General features: G+C 72.1%; 18 protein-coding genes and 1 pseudogene. 8 read left to right on the forward strand and 11 right to left on the reverse strand.

From position 1 onward, the window contains the following. Positions 1-101 precede the first annotated feature (101 nt). From AQJ84_RS06080 to AQJ84_RS06090, 3 genes are all read right to left on the reverse strand, one after another. Complete coding sequence (locus AQJ84_RS06080) at positions 102-1,127, reverse strand: 6-phosphofructokinase (protein WP_030041542.1); 1,026 nt, start codon at positions 1,125-1,127, stop codon at positions 102-104. A gap of 178 nt (positions 1,128-1,305) precedes the next feature. Then, positions 1,306-2,034, reverse strand: a complete 729-nt coding sequence (locus AQJ84_RS06085) for a type 1 glutamine amidotransferase (protein WP_030041543.1) — start codon at positions 2,032-2,034, stop codon at positions 1,306-1,308. Between the two features lie 23 nt (positions 2,035-2,057). Continuing rightward, positions 2,058-3,296, reverse strand: coding sequence for a MurT ligase domain-containing protein (locus tag AQJ84_RS06090; RefSeq protein WP_030041544.1), 1,239 nt, complete (start codon positions 3,294-3,296; stop codon positions 2,058-2,060). A 146-nt stretch (positions 3,297-3,442) separates the two neighbouring features. On the opposite strand from AQJ84_RS06090, the gene def reads away from it, so the two are divergent. Next, on the forward strand, positions 3,443-3,982 hold the full coding sequence (gene def / locus AQJ84_RS06095) for a peptide deformylase (protein WP_030041545.1): 540 nt from the start codon (positions 3,443-3,445) through the stop codon (positions 3,980-3,982). Between the two features lie 38 nt (positions 3,983-4,020). Here def and AQJ84_RS06100 read toward each other — a convergent pair whose 3' ends face one another. Next, positions 4,021-4,665, reverse strand: a complete 645-nt coding sequence (locus AQJ84_RS06100; RefSeq protein ID WP_030041546.1) for a TetR family transcriptional regulator — start codon at positions 4,663-4,665, stop codon at positions 4,021-4,023. A 174-nt stretch (positions 4,666-4,839) separates the two neighbouring features. On the opposite strand from AQJ84_RS06100, the gene AQJ84_RS06105 reads away from it, so the two are divergent. Continuing rightward, complete coding sequence (locus AQJ84_RS06105) at positions 4,840-6,066, forward strand: acyl-CoA dehydrogenase family protein (protein WP_030041547.1); 1,227 nt, start codon at positions 4,840-4,842, stop codon at positions 6,064-6,066. A gap of 66 nt (positions 6,067-6,132) precedes the next feature. On the opposite strand, the gene AQJ84_RS06110 is transcribed toward AQJ84_RS06105, so the two are convergent. The 6 genes from AQJ84_RS06110 to AQJ84_RS06135 form a co-directional block, all read right to left on the reverse strand. Further along, entirely contained in the window at positions 6,133-7,350 is a 1,218-nt protein-coding gene (locus AQJ84_RS06110) for a cytochrome P450 (protein ID WP_030041548.1), read from the reverse strand. A 140-nt stretch (positions 7,351-7,490) separates the two neighbouring features. Then, on the reverse strand, positions 7,491-7,727 hold the full coding sequence (locus AQJ84_RS06115; RefSeq protein ID WP_030041549.1) for a DUF6213 family protein: 237 nt from the start codon (positions 7,725-7,727) through the stop codon (positions 7,491-7,493). A gap of 25 nt (positions 7,728-7,752) precedes the next feature. Then, the gene (locus tag AQJ84_RS06120; RefSeq protein ID WP_030041550.1) at positions 7,753-9,138 is read right to left on the reverse strand and encodes an NADP-dependent succinic semialdehyde dehydrogenase; all 1,386 of its coding nucleotides are present in this window, start codon (positions 9,136-9,138) and stop codon (positions 7,753-7,755) included. A 76-nt stretch (positions 9,139-9,214) separates the two neighbouring features. After that, positions 9,215-9,673: an NUDIX domain-containing protein gene (locus AQJ84_RS06125; protein WP_030041551.1), complete on the reverse strand. Its 459-nt coding sequence runs from the start codon at positions 9,671-9,673 to the stop codon at positions 9,215-9,217. Next, positions 9,670-11,208: an ATP-dependent DNA ligase gene (locus AQJ84_RS06130; RefSeq protein WP_053190774.1), complete on the reverse strand. Its 1,539-nt coding sequence runs from the start codon at positions 11,206-11,208 to the stop codon at positions 9,670-9,672. The genes AQJ84_RS06125 and AQJ84_RS06130 overlap by 4 nt, the downstream gene beginning before the upstream one ends. 29 nt (positions 11,209-11,237) lie before the next feature. Further along, complete coding sequence (locus AQJ84_RS06135; RefSeq protein ID WP_030041554.1) at positions 11,238-12,173, reverse strand: NAD(P)/FAD-dependent oxidoreductase; 936 nt, start codon at positions 12,171-12,173, stop codon at positions 11,238-11,240. Positions 12,174-12,252: 79 nt separating this feature from the next. Here AQJ84_RS06135 and AQJ84_RS06140 point away from each other — a divergent pair, with 79 nt between their 5' ends. From AQJ84_RS06140 to AQJ84_RS06165, 6 genes and pseudogenes are all read left to right on the forward strand, one after another. Beyond that, on the forward strand, positions 12,253-12,852 hold the full coding sequence (locus AQJ84_RS06140) for a helix-turn-helix domain-containing protein (protein ID WP_030041555.1): 600 nt from the start codon (positions 12,253-12,255) through the stop codon (positions 12,850-12,852). Positions 12,853-12,935: 83 nt separating this feature from the next. Further along, positions 12,936-13,913 (forward strand): NADPH:quinone oxidoreductase family protein, encoded by a 978-nt coding sequence (locus tag AQJ84_RS06145; RefSeq protein ID WP_030041556.1) that lies wholly within the window; start codon positions 12,936-12,938, stop codon positions 13,911-13,913. After that, positions 13,910-15,091, forward strand: a pseudogene (locus AQJ84_RS06150) (acyl-CoA dehydrogenase family protein). The gene AQJ84_RS06145 and the pseudogene AQJ84_RS06150 overlap by 4 nt, the downstream one beginning before the upstream one ends. Then, positions 15,088-16,161 (forward strand): acyl-CoA dehydrogenase family protein, encoded by a 1,074-nt coding sequence (locus AQJ84_RS06155; protein WP_030041557.1) that lies wholly within the window; start codon positions 15,088-15,090, stop codon positions 16,159-16,161. The pseudogene AQJ84_RS06150 and the gene AQJ84_RS06155 overlap by 4 nt, the downstream one beginning before the upstream one ends. 183 nt (positions 16,162-16,344) lie before the next feature. Continuing rightward, positions 16,345-17,202, forward strand: coding sequence for a phosphatidylinositol-specific phospholipase C/glycerophosphodiester phosphodiesterase family protein (locus AQJ84_RS06160; RefSeq protein WP_030041558.1), 858 nt, complete (start codon positions 16,345-16,347; stop codon positions 17,200-17,202). A 123-nt stretch (positions 17,203-17,325) separates the two neighbouring features. After that, positions 17,326-17,520 carry a hypothetical protein gene (locus AQJ84_RS06165; protein WP_030041559.1) on the forward strand — a complete coding sequence of 65 codons (195 nt, stop codon included), beginning with the start codon at positions 17,326-17,328 and terminating at the stop codon, positions 17,518-17,520. Positions 17,521-17,542: 22 nt separating this feature from the next. Here AQJ84_RS06165 and AQJ84_RS06170 read toward each other — a convergent pair whose 3' ends face one another. Continuing rightward, positions 17,543-18,781 carry a phosphodiester glycosidase family protein gene (locus AQJ84_RS06170; RefSeq protein ID WP_053190769.1) on the reverse strand — a complete coding sequence of 413 codons (1,239 nt, stop codon included), beginning with the start codon at positions 18,779-18,781 and terminating at the stop codon, positions 17,543-17,545. Between the last annotated feature and the right edge of the window lie 10 nt (positions 18,782-18,791).

Below are 18,791 nucleotides of genomic sequence, written 5' to 3' on the forward strand. Positions count from 1 at the left end.
ATTCGTGGGGGTTGTACGCGTCTGTCCGCCCCCAGAGTAGAACCGCCCCCGGCCGCTCCTGCGACCGGGGGCAGTACAGCGCCCTCAGGTGCCCTGGGCGGCTAGAGCACGCACTCGGCCTCTTCGTACCGGTCCTCAGGGACCGTCTTCAACGTCTCCACGGCCTCGGCCAACGGCACCATCACGATGTCCGTCCCCCGCAGAGCGGTCATGTTCCCGAACTCGCCGCGATGTACGGCCTCCACCGCGTGCCACCCGAACCGCGTGGCCAGCACCCGGTCGTAGGCCGTCGGCGTCCCGCCCCGCTGCACGTGGCCGAGGATCACCGGCCGCGCCTCCTTGCCGAGCCGCTGCTCCAGCTCGAGGGAGAGCTGCCGGGCGATCCCGGCGAACCGCTCGTGACCGTAGATGTCCTTGCCGCCCTCGTCGAAGGCCATGGTGCCGCGCCGCGGCTTGGCGCCCTCCGCGGCGACGACGATCGCGAACCGCTTGCCCGCCTCGAAGCGCGCGCCGACCTTCGCGGTCAACTCGTCGATGTCGAAGGGCCGTTCCGGCACGACGATGGCGTGCGCGCCGGCCGCCATGCCGGAGTGCAGCGCTATCCAGCCGGTGTGCCGCCCCATGACCTCGACGACCAGGACGCGCTGGTGGGACTCGGCGGTGGTCTTCAGCCGGTCCAGGGCGTCCGTGGCGACACCGACGGCCGTGTCGAAGCCGAAGGTGACGTCCGTGACGGCGATGTCGTTGTCGATGGTCTTCGGCACGCCCACGATCGGCAGACCGCTGTCCGACATCAGCCGGGCGGCCTTGAGGGTGCCCTCGCCGCCGATCGGGATGATGGCGTCGAGACCGAGTTCCTGGACATGGCCGCGGGCCCGCTCCACGCCGTCCCGCAGGTGGGAGGGCTGGACCCGGGAGGAACCGAGGATCGTGCCGCCGCGGGCCAGGATGCCGCCCACCGCGTCCAGGTCGAGCTTGAGGTAGTCGCACTCCAGGAGGCCCTTCCAGCCGTCCCGGAAACCGATGACCTCGTCGCCGTGGTCGACGACGGCGCGGTGCACGACGGACCGGATGACGGCGTTCAGGCCGGGGCAGTCGCCGCCGGACGTGAGGACACCAATGCGCATAGCCCGAATACCTTCTCGACGTGGGCCGGATCCGGACCACGTTGTCCGGCTCGATCCCCGCCACCCTAGCGGCAGGAGGGGGCGGGGCCGAACCACGCGTCCGCCTGCTGGACGAGCCCGCTCACCTGTGCGGACGGGCCGTCAGACGGGCTGGTCGCGCCGGGTCGGAGCCCGGCTGTCAGGCAGGCTGCTGCGCGGCCGCGATGCGTTCGCTGCGGAGCGCCTCGTACCACCGGTCGTCGGTCGGCGGCAGCGCGTTGACGTCGAGCGCCAGCTTCAGCAGCAGGTCGGCGACGAGCGGGTTGCGCGCCAGCACGGGCCCGTGCATGTACGTACCGAAGACCGTGTCGTTGTACGCGCCCTCCGTGCCGTCACCGGTCCCGTTGCCGTTGCCGAGGCGGACCTGGGCGAACGGGCGGGCGGTGGGGCCCAGGTGGGTGACGCCCTGGTGGTTCTCGAAGCCGGTCAGCGAGGGCAGGCCGAGGCGCGGGTCGATGTCCCCGAGGACGTCTCCGACGCACCGCTCGCCCTCGCCGCGCACCGACACCACGTCGAGCAGGCCGAGGCCGGGCTCGCGCTGGCCGAGGTCGTTGATGAACTCGTGGCCGAGGATCTGGTAGCCGGCGCAGACGGAGAAGACGATCGCGCCGTTGCCGACGGCCCGGTGCAGACCGCCGTCCCGGCGCAGCCGCTCGGCCGCGAGCCGCTGCGGCCGGTCCTCACCGCCGCCGATCAGGTAGATGTCACCGGACGTCGGGATCGGCTGGTCGCTGCGCACGTCGAGCCGGGCCACGTCGAGGCCGCGCTGCCGGGCCCGGCGCTCCACGACGAGGGCGTTGCCCTGGTCGCCGTACGTGCTGAGCAGGTCGGGATAGATCCAGACGATCCGCAGTTGGTTGTCGCTCACAAAAGTCCCCTGAAGTCCGGTACTCAGTTGCCGACGCGGCGGCGCAGGTCCTGGAAGGCGGTGTAGTTGGCGATGACCTCGATGCGGCCGGGCGGTGCCATCTGCACGGCCTGGTCGAGGTTCTCGCACACCTGGAAGTGCTGGTTGGCGACCTCCAGTCGCACCGCGAGGTCCAGCTTCCGGTCGCCGACCACGAAGATCGGGTGGCCGGTCAGCCGGGTGTAGTCGACGTCCCACAGCCACGAGGTGTCGGTGCCGTCGGCGCCGCGCGCGTTCACCGAGAGGATCACCGGAGTGGGCGGCGGATCGATCAGGCTGAACGTTTCGAGCCAGCCCGCCGGGTTCTTCGCGAGCAGCAGTCTGAGGTCGCGCTGCATGAACTGCACGACGTCGTACCGGCCGGCCACCGCCTGGACCTGGTACATGCGTTCCAGGGCGACCTGCGGCGGGACGCCGAACACGGCCGCGACGGCGGCCGAGGAGGCCGCGTTGGCCTTGTTGGCACGGCCCGGCAGCTGGAGGTGGATCGGCCAGGCGGACCCGTGCGGATCCAGGACGTGGTCACCGGACAGCGCCCAGCTCGGCGTGGGCCGGCGGAAGCCGCACTCGCCGCAGAACCAGTCGTCGCCGGGCCGCTGCATCACGCCACCGCAGGACGGGCAGGACCAGGCGTCGTCCTTCCACATCTGCCCGGCGGCGACCCAGATCACGTTGGGGGAGGAGGACGCGGCCCACACCACCAGCGGGTCGTCCGCGTTGGCCACGATGACGGCCTTGGAACCGGCGAGGCCCTCGCGCCAGTTCTCGGCGAGCATGCGGGTCTCGGCGGCGCGGTCGAGCTGGTCGCGGGAGAGGTTGAGCAGGGCGATGCACTTCGGGTCGGTGTCCCGGGCGACGCCCGCGAGGTACTTCTCGTCGACCTCGATGACACCGAAGCGGGCGTCCGAGCTGCCCGCCAGCGCCGAGGTGATGCCGGCCGGCATGTTGGCGCCGAGCGCGTTCGAGACGACCGGGCCCGCGGCCCGCAGTGCCTCGGCGATCAGCCGGGTGGTGGTGGTCTTGCCGTTCGTCGCCGACACCAGGGTCACGTCCAGGTTCTGGGCGAGCCGGGCGAGAAGGTCCGGGTCGAGTTTGAGTGCCACCCGGCCGCCGATCACGGAACCGCTGCCGCGCCCTGCGGCGCGCGATGCCGCCGCGACCGCCTTGCCCGCGGTCACGGCGATCTTGGCCCGCGGAGAGAGCGGGTCCGAGTTGCCTGCCATCAGTTCTCGATCCTCCTTGCGTACGCGCCGCGCCCCTGCCTCCGGCCACGTGGTGTGGACCTCAGCCTATCGAGATCCATTCGCACTCCCGAATCGCGGCGCCCGCGCGACCTTCGCGTGACAGGAAGGACCGTACCCTTGCCGCCATGCGACAAGGCCCGATCCCGGGCGCCCACGGGCGCGTCCGGCCCCTTACCCTGCTCGGCGACGACGTTCTGCACGCTCCCTGCGAGGAGGTCACAGACTTCGGCCCCGAACTGGCCGCACTTGTGGAGGACTTGTTCGCGACCATGTACGCCGCACAGGGCGTGGGCCTGGCCGCGAACCAGATCGGCGTGCCCCTGCGGGTGTTCGTCTACGACTGCCCGGACGACGAGGAGACGCGCCATCTCGGGCACGTGGTGAATCCGCGGCTGGTCGAGACGGACGGCGTGGTGCTGCGAGGCCCCGAGGGCTGTCTGTCCCTGCCGGGCCTGGAGGCGGGGACGGAGCGCCACGACCACGCCGTGGTCGAGGGCTTCACGGTGACGGGCGAACCGGTCACCGTGCACGGGACGGGGTTCTTCGCGCGCTGCCTGCAGCACGAGTGCGACCATCTGGAGGGCCGCGTCTACGCGGACCGTGTGCGGGGCTGGCGCCACAGGCGCCTGATGCGACAGGTGGCCCGAGCGGCATGGAGTCGCTGAGCGGCCGGCCCCCACGGCCCGCGGACGGGACGCGACCGTCAGAACCCGGGGCCGCCCACCTTGTCCCCGGCCTCGGCGAGCCGCCCCCACAGCAGGTCGGCGAGACTGCGTACCAACTCGGCGCGCGAGCACGGCCGTTCGCCCAGCCACCAGTCCCCGGCCGCATGCATCATCCCGACGATCCCGTGGCCCCACACCCGGGCCAGCTGCTGCCCACCGGGCCCGAGGTCCAGCCGGTCCTCGATGACCTGCGCCAACTCCTCGCCCATCCTGCGAAGCAGCGGCGCGGAATGCTTGTTCACGTCGAACCCCTGGTCCCCGACCTGGCCGCCCTCCGCCGGGTGCATCAGGAACCGGTACACCTGGGGCCGCGCCTCGATCGCCGCCAGATACGTGTCCAGCGTGGCCGCAACCCGCTCGCGCCGGTCCGCGGGCGCGTCCAGCGCGGCCCGCAGCGAGTCGAGCAGCGCGTCCGTGTGCCGCTTGGCCAAAGCTGCGTAAAGCCCGCCCTTGTCGCCGAAGTGGCGATAAAGAATCGGTTTGGTGATGCCCGCCTCCGCGGCGATGGCGTTCATGGAAGCCTGTGGACCGTCGCGCAGCACCACTCTGTCGGCGGCTTCCAGCAGCTCGCGACGGCGGCGGTCGGCGGACCGTTGCTGATCGGTCCGCTGCGTGGTGTCCATGTTGCTCTCCCCACCCGTGCTGAATTAGGTAACGCCTGCGCAAACTAACACCCAGGATGCCTCGGGGATCGAACGGGCTACCGACCGGTCATCGGGAGTTGACTTTTCCTACCCGCGGGTAACAGACTCGGGTTACCGTAAGTAACACGCACGTGCGTCGCCGCTGGAGGGGACATGGCCGAGTTCACCATGGAGCTCAACGACGAACAGAAGGAGGTCCGGGACTGGCTGCACGGCTTCGCGGCCGACGTCATCCGCCCCGCGGCCGCCGAATGGGACGAGCGTGAGGAGACTCCCTGGCCGGTCATCCAGGAGGCCGCCAAGGTCGGCATCTACTCCCTCGACTTCTACGCCCAGCAGTACTTCGACCCCACCGGGCTGGGCATCCCGATGGCCATGGAGGAGCTGTTCTGGGGTGACGCGGGCATCGCCCTGTCCATCGTCGGCACCGGTCTCGCCGCCGTGGGCGTCCTCGCCAACGGCACCGAGGAGCAGATCGGCACCTGGATCCCGCAGATGTACGGCGACGCCAACGACGTCAAGGTCGCGGCGTTCTGCTCGTCCGAGCCCGACGCCGGGTCCGACGTCGCCTCGATGCGCACCCGCGCGGTCTACGACGAGGCCAAGGACGAGTGGGTGCTCAACGGCACGAAGACCTGGGCGACCAACGGCGGCATCGCCAACGTCCATGTCGTGGTCGCCGTGGTGGACACGGAGCTCGGCTCCAAGGGTCACGCCTCCTTCATCGTCCCGCCGAACACCCCCGGCCTCTCCCAGGGACAGAAGTTCAAGAAGCACGGCATCCGCGCCTCGCACACCGCCGAGGTCGTCCTGGAGGACGTCCGCGTGCCCGGCTCCTGCCTCCTCGGCGGCAAGGAGAAGCTGGACGAGCGGCTGGCCCGGGCCCGTGAGCGCGCCAAGGCGGGCGGGGAGCGCGTGAAGAACGCGGCGATGGCCACGTTCGAGGCGTCGCGGCCCGCCGTCGGAGCGATGGCCGTCGGCACGGCGCGCGCGGCGTACGAGGTGGCCCTCGACTACGCCAAGACGCGTGAGCAGTTCGGCCGGCCGATCATCGACAACCAGGGCGTGGCCTTCCAGCTCGCGGACATGCGGACGTCCATCGACGCGGCGCGGCTGCTGGTGTGGCGGGCGTCCTGGATGGCGATCAACGGCAAGCAGTTCACGGCGGCCGAGGGATCGATGTCGAAGCTGTTCGCGAGCGAGACGGCGAAGACGGTCACCGCGCAGGCGGTTCAGATCCTCGGCGGCAACGGCTACACGCGGGAGTACCCGGTGGAGCGGATGCACCGGGACGCCGCGATCTACACGATCTTCGAGGGGACGAGCGAGATCCAGCGGCTGGTCATCGCCCGCACCCTGTCGGGGATGCCGATCCGCTAACGCCGCGGGGCGTGGGTGCGTCGCGCGGTGCCGGTCTTGTGCGGCCCGTCGTGCGGTCCCTCGCCCCTAGGACCAGGTGACGGGCAGCGCTTCCGGCCCGCGGATCAACGCGCCCTTCCTGAACGGGACCTCGTTCGCCGGCACGGCCAGCCTCAGACCGGGCACGCGGTCCAGCAGGGCGTCGACCAGCAGCTCGGACTCCAGCCGGGCGAGCAGGTCGCCGGGGCAGGAGTGCGGACCGGAGCCGAAGGACACGTGCGGGTTCGGGCTGCGGGAGAAGTCGATCGTCTCCGGGAAGGGGAAGACGTCCGGGTCACGGTTCGCGGAGAGGTACGACACGTAGATCGCGTCACCCGCGCGGATCCGCACGCCCTGGATCCCCACGTCCTGGGTGGCGATCCGGGACAGCCCCACGGCGTTGCGGTGCGGGATGTAGCGCAGCAGTTCGTCGACGGCCTGCGGGCGGATCTCCGGTTCGCGGCGCAGCCGTTCGGCCAGGCCCGGGCGGGTCAACAGGATGTAGAACAGCTGGCCGCTGTTGTGGGTGAGCGCCTCGCCGCCGGTCTGGAGCCGCACCGCGAGCCCGGCCGCCTCCTCCCGGGTGACCTCGCCACGGCCCACGGCGGCGCCCAGCAGCGAGATGACGTCCTCGCCGGTGCCGCCCTCCCGGAGTTCGATGAGGTCGGCGAAGTACGCGCCCATCTCGTTCCTGGCCCTCTCGCCGGCCTGGAGGCCGTGCGAGGAGGAGAGGACCAGCCGGGTCCAGGCGTGCATGCCGTGCCGGTCGGCCGCCGGGACACCCATCAGCTCGCAGATCACGGCGGTGGGGAAGGGCGTGAGCACGGTCGCCGTGAGGTCGGTCGGCGGGCCGTCCTGGAGCAGCTCGTCGACCAGCTCGTCCAGCATCCGGCGGCACTTCTCGCGGATCCGCTCCACGCCCTTCGCGGTGAAGGCGGCGGCGACCGAGTCACGCAGCCGGGTGTGGTCGGGCGGGTCCAGGAAGCCGACCGCGCCGCGGGCCGGGACGAAGTGCGGGGCGAGCCGGGTGACCTGCCGGTCCGTCACCGCCTCCCGGCTGAACCGGGGGTCCTCGGTCACCGTGCGGACGTCCTCGTACCGGGTGACGAGCCAGGCCCAGCCCTCGCCGTCGGGCAGCTGGATACGGGTGACGGGGGCTTCGAGCATCAGCTCGGTGAGGACCGGGTCGAAGTCCACGCCGGACAGGTTGAGCGCGGGCCAGTGCCGGATCGGGGGGAGGGTCTCGATCATGGTGTCTTCCGTCATGCCGTACTCACTGCCGTCGCCATGAACCGTGCCTGCCTTCGCCGCGGAGAGTGGTCCAGTCCACCATCACCCCAGGTGGCGGCGATCTCGCGCGGGGCTACTCCGAACGCGGGAGGCCCGGGGGCCTGAAAAGCACGGCCCTAGGGCGTACTCCCGCTGCTGTGCGCGATGCAGGCGACGTCGATACGGTCGGCGAGTTTCGCGAGTTCGATCGTCAACGCGGCCACCGTGTCCTCGTCGAGCCCGTCCTCCCCGGCCTCGACGAGATGCAGCCACCGCCCGCCCACGGTCCGCAAAAGCTTGCTCACATCGGCGGCAGCCACCTGCAGGGTCCCGCGGTCGTCGACGATCAGAGGCAGAGTCACTTCGCGGTTCACAAAGGGGATCGTAGCCGCGGAAGCCTCACGCTCCGTGCCATACGGTCGTGATGTTGCAGAACTCCCGGATTCCGTGCCCGGACAGCTCACGGCCGTAGCCGGACCGCTTGACCCCGCCGAACGGGAACGCCGGGTGGGACGCGGTCATCCCGTTGACGTACACGCCACCGGCCTCCAGGTCCCGGACGAAGCGGTCGACCTCGCTCTCGTCCCGTGTCCACACGTTGGAACTCAGCCCGAACGGCGAGTCGTTCGCGATCAGTACGGCTTCGTCGAGGTCGGCTGCCCGGTACAGCGTGGCGACCGGGCCGAACGCCTCCTCGCGGTGGATGCGCATCTCGCGGGTGATGCCGGCCAGGACGGTGGGCCGGTAGTACCAGCCGTCCCCGCCCGGGCGTTCGCCCCCGCACAGCACGCGCGCGCCGCTGCGCAGTGCGTCGTCGACGAGTTCCTCCAGGTCGGCACGCCCCTGTTCGCTCGCCAGCGGCCCGACCTCCGTGTCCTCCTCCAGCGGGTCGCCGACCTTCAGGGTCTGCATGCCCCGGACGAACCGCTCGGCGAACGCGTCGTACACGTCCGTGTGCACGATGAACCGCTTGGCGGCGATGCAGGACTGCCCGTTGTTCTGCACGCGCGCGGTGACCGCGATCTGCGCGGCCCGGTCGATGTCCGCGGACGGCATCACGACGTAGGGGTCGCTGCCGCCCAGTTCCAGCACCGTCTTCTTGACCATCTGCCCCGCGGTGGACGCCACGGCCCGGCCCGCGGGCTCGCTGCCGGTGAGCGTGGCCGCCTTGACACGGTCGTCCTTCAGGATCTCGTCGACGGCGCCGGAGCCGACGAGGAGGGTCTGGAAGCAGCCCTCGCCAAAGCCCGCGCGGTGGAAGAGGTCCTCCAGGTAGAGGGCGGTCTGCGGGACGTTGGAGGCGTGCTTCAGCAGGCCGACGTTGCCGGCCATCAGCGCGGGCGCGGCGAAGCGGACCACCTGCCACAGCGGGAAGTTCCACGGCATCACCGCGAGCACCGGGCCCAGCGGCCGGTAGCGGACCAGGGCGCGGGAGGCGCCGGAGTCCTTCACGTCGGCGGCTGCCGGCTCCTCGTCGGCGAGGAGCCGCGCCGCGTGGTCGGCGTACCAGCGCATCGCCTTGGCGCACTTCGCGGCCTCGGCCCTGGCCTGCTTGACCGGCTTGCCCATCTCGGTGGTCATCACCCGGGCGATGTCCTGCTGGTCCTCGTCGAGGAGGTCGGCGGCGCGGTGCAGCAGGCGGGCCCGTTCGGCGAAGGTCGTCGTGCGGTACGTGCGGAACGTGGCCTCCGCGAGCTGGAGCCGGCGCTCGATCTCCTCCTCGCCCATGGCCTCGTACGTCTTGAGCGTCTCGCCGTTCGCCGGGTTGACCGTTGCGATGGGCATGGGTGACCTCCCTGGGGACGGGCTGTGTTTCGACCTTCCCGCGCCGCGGTGGGGACCGCAACGCGTGCGCATCCGCTCAGACCGAGTGCTCCGCCAGCCGGTCGAGAAACGCGGCCTGCGCCTTGACGATCACCGCCCGGCCGTCGTCCAGGCCGAACCACCGCACGCGGTCCAGCTCCGGGAACTCCTCGATCCGCCCGGACTTCGGCGGCCACTCCATCCGGAAGGTCCCCGGCACGACCGTCGCCGGATCGAGGTCCGCCTCGATCGCCCACGCCGTGACGACCTTGCCGTTGGTCTGGCGGACCTCGCCGAGCGGCAGGGCCGTGCCGTCCGGCGCGGGCAGCCCGAGCTCCTCCCGGAACTCACGGCGGGCCGCGTCCCAGGCGGGTTCGTCCGCTTCGTACTCGCCCTTCGGCACCGTCCACGCCCCGGCGTCGCGCCGCGCGAAGAAGGGGCCTCCCATATGGCCGAGCAGCACTTCGAGGCCGTGTCCGGTGTGGCGGAACAGCAGCAGGCCCGCGCTGCGCCTCACGGCCGCACCTCCGGATGAGCCGCGAGCAGCGTCTCCACCGTGTCCGCGTCCGCAGGGCGCTTGTCCTCGCGGTAGCGGACCACGCGGGCGAAGCGCAGGGTGACGCCGGCCGGATAGCGGGTGGACCGCTGCAGACCGTCGTAGGCGATCTCCACGACGAGTTCGGGACGTACGGTCACCACGTAGCCGTTCGTGTCCACGGCCAGTTCCTGGAGCCGCTCGGTCTGCCAGGTCAGCATGGCGTCGGTCATGCCCTTGAAGGTCTTGCCCAGCATCGCGAAGGAGCCGTCCGCGGTGCGGGCGCCGAGGTGGAGGTTGGAGAGCTTGCCGGTGCGGCGGCCGTGCCCCCACTCGGCGGCCAGGACCACCAGGTCGAGGGTGTGGACGGGCTTGACCTTCAGCCAGGACGCGCCGCGCCGGCCCGCGCTGTAGGGCGCGTCGAGGGACTTCACGACGACGCCCTCGTGGCCACGCTCCAGGGTCTCGGCGAGGAACTCCTCGGCCGCCCGCACGTCGTCCGGGCCCTGCACCGGAGTCCGCCGCACCCGCATCGGCTCGGGCACCAGCCGGGCCAGCTCCGCGTGCCGTTCGGCGAACGGCAGGTCGAGCAGGTCGCGGTCGTCGACGGACAGGACGTCGAAGAAGACGGGGGAGACGGGGACGGCCGCGGCGGCCGTCCGCACGTCCGAGCGGGAGCCGACCCGGCCTGCGGTCTCCTGGAAGGAACGGGGCCGGCCGTCCTCGTCGAAGGCGATGACCTCGCCGTCCAGGATGAAGCGGTCGACCTTCAACTCCAGGGCGGCAGCGGTCAGTTCGGGCAGCCGGTCGGTGATGTCGTCGAGGGTGCGCGTGTACAGCCGTACGGCGGGGCCGTCGCGGTGGACCTGGACGCGGATGCCGTCCAGCTTCTCCTCGACCACACAAGCGCCCAGCTTCTCGACCGCCTCGGCGACCGAGGAGGCGCTGTGGGCGAGCATCGGCAGGACCGGGCGGCCGACGGTGAGCCGGAAGCGGTCCAGGGCGCCGGGGCCGTCCGCGAGGAGGGCCTCGGCCACGGTCTGGAGCGAGCCCGCCAGCATCACGGCCCGCCGTACGTCCGCCGCCGGCGCCCCGGTCGCCTGGGCGAGCCCCTCGATCGCGACCGCGTCCAGTGCGCCCTGGCGTACCTCTCCGCTGATCAGCCCGAGCAGGAACCGCTGCTCGTCCTCGGTGGCCGCGCCCATCAGCTCCGCGACCAGCCGGGCCCGCTCGGCCTGCGAGCCGGCGCCCGAGACCGTGCCGAGCGCGCTCAGCAGGGTGTCCACCTCGCGCACGGTCAGGGCCGGTTCGACGGCCGGGGCGACCGGGCGGCCGAGCACCTTCCAGCCGACGCCGAGCCGCCCCTGGGGCAGCCGTCCCGCCAGGTAGGGGATGACGATCGGCACGTCCGCGGCCTCGGCGTCCCGGAAGAGCTCGGCGAGGAGCGCGATCTTCCGGGAGCGAGCCGAGGTCGCGGCGACCTCCTGGGACACCTGGGCCAGCCGGGTCAGCAGCATGCAGCCATGGTGCACCGGAGGCGGACGCTCTACACCCGCACGGCCGCGTCGAGGTCGGTCATCAGCAGTTCGCCGTTGATCGTGGCACCCGCCCGGTAACCGCCGGCCGCCGCGTTGACGACCTGCTCCCCGAAGCCCGCCGCGTTGCCCGCGGACCACACGCCGGGCACGGTGGTCAGGCCCGTCTGGTCCACCACCGGGTAGGCGCCGAACGGCGTCTCATGGAGCTCGGCGCCGAGGCGGCGCAGCAGGCCGGTCCGCGGGACGGCCCGGGGCGCCACGAACAGCACGTCACGCTCGTGCCTGGTGTCGTCCGCGAGCCGGACCCCGGTGAGCCGGTCGGCGTCGGCCAGCACCTCCGTGACCTCGCCCGGCACCACCTTCACGCCGGCTGCGGCGAGCCTGCGCAGGTCGTCGTCCGAGAGTTCCTCCTCGGCGACGGTGTGCAGGAAGAAGGTCACGTCCTTCGACCACTGGGAGACCATCAACGCCTGGTGCACGCTCATCGCGGTGGTGGCCAGCACGCCGAACGCCTGGTCGCGCACCTCCCAGCCATGGCAGTACGGGCAGTGCAGCACGTCGCGCCCGAAGCGCCCGGCGAGGCCCGCGACCTCGGGCAGCTCGTCCCTCAGGCCGGTCGCGATCACGAGGCGCCGGGCGTGGACCGTGCGGCCGCCGGCCAGTTCGAGGGCGAAGCCCTGGGTGACGTCCACCACCCGGTCGCGGACGAGCTCGACGCCGTACCGTGCGATCTCCTCGCGGCCGACGGCCAGGAACTCGGCCGGGGACATGCCGTCCCGGGACAGATAGCCCTGCATGTGCGCGGCGGGCGCGTTGCGCGGCTCCCCCGCGTCGACCACCAGCGTGCGGCGCCGGGCCCGGCCCAGGACCAGCGCGGCGGACAGTCCTGCCGCGCCGCCTCCGACGACGACCACCTCGTAGGCCTCGGTGCTGTTCTCGGTCATGGGTGACCACCTCCACCACGACAATCGCCCCGCCACTGCCACATTGACAAATGTGTTTGCCGAAACTGCAATGGTGTCCATGAGCGATGACGACGACATGGACGAAGTGCTGGCCGAGGTCGGTCCCCGGCTGCGGCGGATCCGCAGGGAGCGGGGGGCCACGCTGGCCGGCCTGTCGGAGGCGACCGGCATCTCGGTGAGCACGCTCTCCCGGCTGGAGTCGGGGCTGCGCAAGCCCAGCCTGGAACTGCTGCTGCCGATCGCGCGGGCTCACGAGGTGGCGCTGGACGAGCTGGTCGGCGCTCGGCCGGTGCGCGATCCGCGGGTGCGGGCCGAGCCGATCACGAGGCACGGCCGCACGTACTGGCCGCTGACGCGCCAGCCCGGCGGTCTGCAGGCCTTCAAGGTGCTGGTGCCGCAGCAGCCGGACGAGCCGGAGCCGCGGACCCATGAGGGTTACGAGTGGCTGTACGTGATGTCGGGACGGCTGAGGATGATCCTGGGCGACTACGACATCGTCCTGGCCACGGGTGAGGCCGTCGAGTTCGACACCCGGGTGCCGCACTGGTTCGGGTCGACGGGGGAGGGGCCGGTGGAGTTCCTGAGTCTGTTCGGGCCGCAGGGGGAGCGGATGCACGTGCGGGCACGGCCGAAGCGCAAGCGTGGCGAAGACGACTGACGCCGACGGTTCCCTGGAGAGCAAGCGACCGCTTAGTATGCGGTGGAGCCCGGTCAGACGACGCAGTCCCGTGGAGGCCCCGCATGCAGGCTTGGCAAGTGCACGAGAACGGTGAGCCGAGCGAGGTGATGCGCCTCGAGGACGTGGCGCGCCCCACGCCCGGTGACGGCCAGGTCCTGCTGAAGGTGCGTGCCGCGAACATCAACTTCCCGGACGTGCTCATGGTCCGGGGCCACTACCAGGTCAGGCCGCCACTGCCGTTCACCCCGGGAGTGGAGATCTGCGGCGAGACCGAGGACGGACGGCGGGTCATCGCCAACCCGGCGCTGCCGTACGGCGGTTTCGCCGAGTACGCCGTCGCGGACGCCGCCGCCCTGCTGCCCGCGCCCGACGCGCTGGACGACGCCCAGGCCGCCGCCCTGCACATCGGCTACCAGACCGGCTGGTTCGGACTGCACCGACGGGCCGGCCTGGAAGCCGGTGAGACCCTGCTCGTCCACGCTGCCGCAGGAGGGGTCGGCAGCGCGGCCGTGCAGCTCGGGAAGGCCGCCGGCGCCCGGGTGATCGGTGTCGTCGGCGGCGCCGACAAGGCCGCCGTCGCCCGGGACCTGGGCTGTGACGTGGTCGTCGACCGGCGCGCCGAGGACGTCATCGCCGCCGTGAAGGAGGCGACCGGCGGCCGCGGTGCCGACGTGGTCTACGACCCGGTCGGCGGCGAGGCCTACACCCAGTCGACCAAGGTCGTCGCCTTCGAGGGCCGGATCGTCGTCGTCGGCTTCGCGAGCGGCACGATTCCCGGCCCGTCGCTCAACCACGCCCTGGTGAAGAACTACTCGATCCTCGGCCTGCACTGGGGCCTGTACAACACCAAGAACCCCAAACTGGTCCGGCACTGCCACGAGCAGCTCACCGAGCTGGCGGCGCGGGGTGCGATCAAACCGCTGGTGAGTGAGCGGGTGCCGCTGCGTGAGGCCGCCGCCGCCGTACAGAGGGTCGGCGCGGGTGTCACCACCGGCCGCCTCGCCGTCGTCCCCGCCCTGACCGAAGGAGGAGCGGCATGACCGACGCAGCCGAACTGCGCCGCCGCACACAGGAGTTGCTGGCCGCCCACCCGCCCGCCGGTACCGACCGGCTCGACTTCCTCAAGGCCCGCTTCGACGCCGGACTGGCCTGGGTGCACTACCCGCAGGGCCTCGGTGGACTGGGTGCTCCCCGCTCCCTCCAGGTCGTGGTGGACTCCGAGCTGGAGGCCGCGGGCGCTCCCGACAACGACCCGCGGCGCATCGGCATCGGCCTCGGGATGGCCGCGCCGACGATCCTGAAGTACGGCACCGAGGAACAGAAGCAGCGCTTCCTGCGGCCCCTGTGGGTGGGGGAGGAGGTCTGGTGCCAGCTCTTCAGCGAGCCCGGCGCCGGATCCGACCTCGCCGCGCTCGGCACCCGGGCGGTACGCGAGGGCGACGGCTGGGTCGTCAACGGGCAGAAGGTGTGGACGTCCAGCGCCCATCTCGCCCGCTGGGCCATCCTCATCGCCCGCACCGACGCGGACGTGCCCAAGCACGCCGGCATCACCTACTTCCTGTGCGACATGACCGACCCGGGAGTCGAGGTCCGGCCCCTGCGCTAGATCACCGGCGAGGCCGAGTTCAACGAGGTGTTCCTCACCGACGTCCGCATCCCCGACTCCCGCCGCCTCGGCGAGGTCGGCGACGGCTGGCGGGTCGCGCAGACCACGCTGAACAACGAACGTGTCGCCATCGGCGGCATGCGGCTGCCCCGCGAGGGCGGCATGATCGGTCCGGCCGCCGCCACCTGGCGCGAGCGCCCCGAACTGCGCACCCACGACCTGCACCAGCGCCTGCTGAAGCTGTGGGTCGAGGCCGAGGTCGCCCGCCTCACCGGCGAGCGGCTGCGCCAGCAGCTGGTGGCCGGCCAGCCCGGCCCCGAGGGCGCCGGCATGAAACTCGCGTTCGCCCGCCTCAACCAGGAGATCAGCGGCCTGGAGGTCGAACTCCTCGGCGAGGAGGGCCTGTCGTACGACGACTGGACCATGCGCCGGCCGGAGCTGGTCGACTTCACCGGCCGGGAGGCCGGCTACCGCTACCTCCGCTCCAAGGGCAACAGCATCGAGGGCGGAACCACCGAGATCCTGCTGAACATCGTCGCCGAGCGCGTCCTGGGCCTGCCCGCCGAGCCGCGCACCGACAAGGACGTCGCATGGAAGGACCTGGCGCGATGACAGATCTTCTCTACTCGGAGGAGGAAGAGGCGCTCCGCTCCGCCGTCCGCGACCTGCTCACGGACCACTGCGACGCGGCCGGGGTGATAGCGCGGACCGAGTCCGACGCACCGCACGACCGCGCCCTGTGGAAGGCGCTCGCCGACGGCATGGGCCTCGCCGGGCTCCTGGTGCCCGAGGCACACGGCGGCCACGGTGCCACGCACCGCGAAGCCGCCGTCGTCCTGGAGGAGCTGGGCCGGGCCGTCGCTCCCGTGCCCTATCTGACCAGTGCCGTCGTCGCCACCGAGGCGCTGCTGGCCTGCGAGGCCGGCGAACTCCTCGCCGACCTGGCGTCCGGCCGGCGCGTCGGCGCCCTCGCCGTCGCCCTGCACCTCGCGCCGGGCGCCGCCCACCGGACCGTACGGCTGGAAGACGGCACTCTGCACGGGGAGTTGACGGGCATCGCCGACGCGGCCGTGGCCGACGTGCTGCTCGTCCCCGCCGAGGACGGCGGGCTGTACGCGGTCGAGGCGGACGCCGTGACCATCACCCCCCAGGTGTCGCTGGACCTGACCCGGCCGCTGGCCACCGTCACCCTCGACGGTGCCGCCGCCACCCGGATCGGGGACGCCGGACCCGCCGTACGACGAGCCCTGCGGGCCGGCGCCGGGCTGCTCGCCTCCGAGCAGTTCGGGCTCGCGGACTGGTCGTTGACGGAGACGGTTCGCTACCTCAAGGAGCGCAAGCAGTTCAACCGGCCGGTCGGCGGGTTCCAGGCACTCAAGCACCGGCTCGCCCAGCTGTGGCTCGAGGTCGTCAACCTGCGGGCCGCCGCACGCAACGCGGCCGACGCGCTCGCCACCGGCGAGGACGTCGACGTGGCGGTCGCCGTCGCCCAGGCGTACGCGGCGCCGGTCGCCGTGCACGCCGCCGAGGAGGCGGTCCAGCTGCACGGCGGCATCGGGATGACGTGGGAACACCCGGCCCACCTCTACCTGAAGCGGTCGAAGGCCGACTCCCTCGCGTACGGCACGGCGGGCGCCCACCGGGAGGCGGTGGCCGAACTCGTCGGTCTCCAGGCGCCCTGACGTTCACCGGGCGAAGCCCGCGAGAAGCCCGTCCCACCTGGGGCGGGCTTCTTCGCGCGTACCGCCCGTACGAAGTGAACGGACAGCGGCAGTCCGGCCAACTCCTCTCCCGGCACTGCTCCTTGGGCCCTTCGGGAACGCATACTCTCTGCGGTCCCGTAAGGCCTACCAGGGAGGCAGCGCATGGCCCTCACCACCCGTCGCGGAGCCCTCACCACCCTCGGCGCCGCCCTCGCGGGCACCGTCGCCCTGCCCGCCACCAGCGCGCCGGCCGGCGAACGGACGCACGGCCCGCGGCCGTTGTGGCGCGCCCACGCCCACAACGACTACGAGCACCCGCGCCCCCTCCTCGACGCGCTCGACCACCGCTTCGGCAGCGTCGAGGCCGACATCCACCTCGTGGGCGACCAACTCCTCGTCGCCCACGACCCGGTGGACCTGGACCCGGCCCGCACCCTGGAGTCCCTCTACCTCGACCCGCTCGCCGCCCGCGTCCGGGCCCACCACGGCTCCGTGTACCGCCGTCACCGCGGGTCGCTGCAACTGCTCGTCGACATCAAGACCGAGGGCGCCTCGACGTACCTCGAACTCGACCGTCACCTCAAGCGCTACCGGCACCTGTTCACGACGTACGTCCACGGCCGCGTCCTGCCCGGCCCGGTCACCGTCGTGATCTCCGGCGACCGCGCCGCCCGCGCGCCCATGGCGGCACAGACCGTCCGACGGGCCTTCTACGACGGCCGGCTCGCCGATCTCGGCACCTCGGCACCCGCCTCCTTCGTCCCGCTGATCAGCGACAACTGGACGCTCAACTTCACCTGGCCGGGTACGGGCGCCTTCCCGGACGCCGAGCGGCAGAAGCTGCGGACCATCACGCGGACCGCGCACGCGCGGGGACAGAAGGTCCGCTTCTGGGCCACCCCGGACGTGGCCGGCCCCGCCCGTGACGCGTTGTGGAGCGAACTGCTCGCCGCCGACGTCGACCACCTCAACACCGACGACCTCGCCGGACTGGAGGCCTTCCTGGACGCCCACCGGTAGGCGCGCGCCGAACCGGCGGGACATCACACGTTCGGAGGACAGGTCAGCCGCCCGGACGAAGCCTCCGTTACGCCACACTTACGGCCGAACACCGTGAATCGGGCGTGGCGGAGGAGGTTGACGATGGCGATTTCCATCTCTGTGGTGGTACTGCTGCTGATCCTGGCGGTGATCTTCCTGCGCAGCGGCGGGCTGAAGGTCTCCCACGCGCTGGTGTGCGCGCTGCTCGGCTTCTACCTGGCCGGTACGAGCATCGCGCCCACCATCAGCAGCGGTGTCACGGCGACGGCGGACATCGTCAGCGGCCTCAGGCCCTGAGCCGGCCGCAGGCCCCGGGTCCCTACCGCTTCGAGAAGACCCCGATGCCGTTGGGGACGGGGCGTTCCGCACCGCCGGAGGGGTTGTTGCGCACCGAGACCGCGGTGGCGCCCGGTGCGCGGGCGACCAGGGTCGTGGACCCGCCGCCGTCCAGGCTGAAGGCGTCGACCGCACCCGACTCCCGCATGGCCTGCGCCACTTCGGCGATCGTCAGACCCGAGCGGTACTCGGCCGCGCCGTCCAATGCGAACAGCAGCAGCCGCCGCCCACCGTCGGCCAGGCCCACGGCGGTGCGCACGGCCGAGGTCGTGTCGTCCAGACCGGGCAGCGGCCGGCCGTCCCTCAGGAGCGGGTATCCGCCGAGCGCGAAGCGGTACGGGATCCGCGACGGGGAAGCGGTCAGCCGGTGCCGTACCGTCACCTCCTCGCCCGCGGACAGCCTCCGCAGTCGCTGCGCGCCCTCCTCACGGCCGACGAGCACGGTCGTCCCCCGCGCGATGGGCCCGCTGCCCGGCCGGTCCGAGGCCGACACCACCCGGCCGCCGCGTACCGTCACCTCGTAGGTGTCCGTGCTGCACGGGGCCGCCCGGTCCGTGTCCGTGCCGCAGGTCGCCCGGACCCGGGAGGCACCGCCCCAGTCCACCGTGAACGCCCCGACGGACCCGACCGGCAGCGCGTACTGGTTCAGTCCGCCGAGCGGCAGCCGGCCCTCGGGTGTACGGACCGAGCCGAACAGGGTGAGCTCGCCGATCCGGGCCCGGCGGTCGGCGCCCACGCCGACCACGTCCCTGGTGCTCGTGCCGGGCGGCAGGGCGGGTCCGAATCGCTGGCCGTTCGGGACCGCCGCCTTGAGGGCGTGGCCCTTGGCGACCGCCGGTCCCACGCTCGCGCCCGTGGCCTCCACGCCCGGGTGCTGGGTCTCGGTGATGTTGAAGAAGTCGCCGTTGACGCCCGCGACGGCGCCCGCCGTGTCGGCCATCCGGGAGACGGTGGCCCGCGCGGCCACCGCTCCCGGGTACAGCAGGTCCACGCCGACGCGCGGGTCGCGCAGGTCGACGGTCAGCACGTGGGCGTGCGCGGTTCCCCTGGCCGCGGGGACGTCGTAGTGCGCGTACGTGACTCCCGAGGCGATGCGTACCCGGCTCGGTACGGCGTCGGCCGGTGCCGCCCCCACCAGGGCGGCACCGGCCAGTGTGCCGAGTGCCGTCAGTAACGTCAGTGCCGATCTGCCTGCTCCGAAACGAACTTGACGACGCGTCACGATCCCCCCT

The organism is Streptomyces resistomycificus (assembly GCF_001514265.1).
In the GTDB taxonomy this organism is placed as follows: Bacteria; Actinomycetota; Actinomycetes; order Streptomycetales; family Streptomycetaceae; genus Streptomyces; species Streptomyces resistomycificus.

What these genes read in the sequence shown, in the direction of transcription:
- AQJ84_RS06080 (WP_030041542.1), bottom strand. Translation starts at nt 1,127, where the DNA reads ATGCGCATTGGTGTCCTCACGTCCGGCGGCGACTGCCCCGGCCTGAAC.
- AQJ84_RS06090 (WP_030041544.1), bottom strand. Translation starts at nt 3,296, where the DNA reads ATGGCAGGCAACTCGGACCCGCTCTCTCCGCGGGCCAAGATCGCCGTG.
- def (WP_030041545.1), top strand. Translation starts at nt 3,443, where the DNA reads ATGCGACAAGGCCCGATCCCGGGCGCCCACGGGCGCGTCCGGCCCCTT.
- AQJ84_RS06100 (WP_030041546.1), bottom strand. Translation starts at nt 4,665, where the DNA reads ATGGACACCACGCAGCGGACCGATCAGCAACGGTCCGCCGACCGCCGC.
- AQJ84_RS06105 (WP_030041547.1), top strand. Translation starts at nt 4,840, where the DNA reads ATGGCCGAGTTCACCATGGAGCTCAACGACGAACAGAAGGAGGTCCGG.
- AQJ84_RS06110 (WP_030041548.1), bottom strand. Translation starts at nt 7,350, where the DNA reads ATGACGGAAGACACCATGATCGAGACCCTCCCCCCGATCCGGCACTGG.
- AQJ84_RS06120 (WP_030041550.1), bottom strand. Translation starts at nt 9,138, where the DNA reads ATGCCCATCGCAACGGTCAACCCGGCGAACGGCGAGACGCTCAAGACG.
- AQJ84_RS06130 (WP_053190774.1), bottom strand. Translation starts at nt 11,208, where the DNA reads ATGCTGCTGACCCGGCTGGCCCAGGTGTCCCAGGAGGTCGCCGCGACC.
- AQJ84_RS06135 (WP_030041554.1), bottom strand. Translation starts at nt 12,173, where the DNA reads ATGACCGAGAACAGCACCGAGGCCTACGAGGTGGTCGTCGTCGGAGGC.
- AQJ84_RS06140 (WP_030041555.1), top strand. Translation starts at nt 12,253, where the DNA reads ATGAGCGATGACGACGACATGGACGAAGTGCTGGCCGAGGTCGGTCCC.
- AQJ84_RS06145 (WP_030041556.1), top strand. Translation starts at nt 12,936, where the DNA reads ATGCAGGCTTGGCAAGTGCACGAGAACGGTGAGCCGAGCGAGGTGATG.
- AQJ84_RS06155 (WP_030041557.1), top strand. Translation starts at nt 15,088, where the DNA reads ATGACAGATCTTCTCTACTCGGAGGAGGAAGAGGCGCTCCGCTCCGCC.
- AQJ84_RS06160 (WP_030041558.1), top strand. Translation starts at nt 16,345, where the DNA reads ATGGCCCTCACCACCCGTCGCGGAGCCCTCACCACCCTCGGCGCCGCC.
- AQJ84_RS06165 (WP_030041559.1), top strand. Translation starts at nt 17,326, where the DNA reads ATGGCGATTTCCATCTCTGTGGTGGTACTGCTGCTGATCCTGGCGGTG.